1 protein-coding gene and 1 pseudogene are annotated in these 1,390 nt (G+C 74.4%); both read left to right on the top strand.

All coding sequences use genetic code 11. The annotated features are described in order from the left end of the window. Positions 1-954, top strand: a 954-nt coding sequence (locus tag DY218_RS24340) for a tetratricopeptide repeat protein (RefSeq protein ID WP_128558278.1), incomplete at its 5' end; no start/stop codon positions are given. A gap of 98 nt (positions 955-1,052) precedes the next feature. Next, positions 1,053-1,390 (top strand): annotated as a pseudogene (locus DY218_RS34325) (serine/threonine-protein phosphatase); the annotation flags it as partial.

Below are 1,390 nucleotides of genomic sequence, written 5' to 3'. Positions count from 1 at the left end.
CCGGGGAGCGCCCGCCTGGTGCGGGCGCTCGACGCGCCCGCCGCGGCGCTCGCGCTGCCGGTCCCCCGGGTCGACCCGGGCGATCCGAACGCGGGCTTCCTCGCCGGCCTGATGGCCTCCGCGCCCGCCGAGCTGATCAGCGCCCTGCAGTCCGCGCCGACGCCGTCCCTGGAGATCCGGCTGCGGGAGCTGCGGGCCCGGCTCGAGATGCAGGACATCGACGCGGCGACCCGGCTGCTCACCACTCTGGAGACCGGCCACCCGGACGACTGGCGGGTGGTCTGGTACCGCGGCGTGGTGGCCCTGACGACGGGCGACTTCGAGACCTCGGCGCTGTCCTTCGACGCGGTGTACGACGCGTTCCCCGGGGACACGGCGCCGAAGCTGGCCCTCGGCGTCTGCGCGGAGGTGCTCGGCCAGTTGGACAATGCGGCGGAGTACTACCGCCTGGTGTGGACCACCGACCCGAGCTATGTGAGTACGGCCTTCGGTCTGGCCCGGGTGCAACTCGCCGCGGGCGACCGGCGTTCGGCGGTCCGCACCCTCGAGTCGGTGCCGGAGGCGTCCATCCACTACACCGCGGCCCGGGTCGCGGCGGTGCGCGCAAGACTGCGTGAACAGGCCGTGCACGAACCGCTCCTGGACGATCTGACGGCGGCGGCGGGGCAGGTCGAGGCGCTGCGCCAGTTCGGTCTGGACGCGGTCCGGCAGGAGGAGCTGTCCACCGAGGTACTCGGAACGGCCCTCGACTGGATACTCTCCGGTAGCCGCGGTTCCGCTCCGCCCCAGGGCGGCGGGCACACGGTGCTCCTGGGCGCCCCGCTGGACGAGCGCGGGCTCCGCTTCGGTCTGGAACGCTCGTACCGGACCCTGGCGAGGCTCGCGCAACGCGGTGACGAGAGGATCGAACTGGTGGAACGGGCCAACCGATTCCGTCCACGGACATGGGTCTGAGCCGGCCGGCCGGGCCCGTGTCCCGGTCGGCGGTCCGCACGGTCCGCCCGGACCGACGAGCGAGTCGTGCCCTGCACGCCAAGGCGAGGTGAGAGTGAGTGACGCCGCAGATGCACCAGTTGTCCGCGTGCCCCGGCTGCGAGGAGCCGCTGGAGTCGGGTGACCTGTTCTGTGGTGCGTGCGGGTACAACCTCTCCGAGGTGCCCGAGCCGCCCGTGGACCATCCGACGGTCGCCATCAACGGCGCCGAGGCGCCGGCTCCGCCCGCCGCGCCGTCCGCATCGGTGGAGTGGCCGACCGCACCCGAGGTGGACAGCTCCGACATCCCCGCGCCGGTGCACCGCGCCGACGAGGTCGCCGGCGTCGACTCGGCCGGCACCGAGCTGCCCGCCGCAGCCCGCTCGGCGGGCCGCCGGCCTGCCGCCGCGCCGGACGG

Origin of the sequence: Streptomyces triticagri, from assembly GCF_003429565.1 — a bacterium.
Taxonomy (GTDB): domain Bacteria; phylum Actinomycetota; class Actinomycetes; order Streptomycetales; family Streptomycetaceae; genus Streptomyces; species Streptomyces triticagri.
Note: the sequence above shows the minus strand (reverse complement) of the source record. Positions and strands in the feature narration are given on the sequence as shown.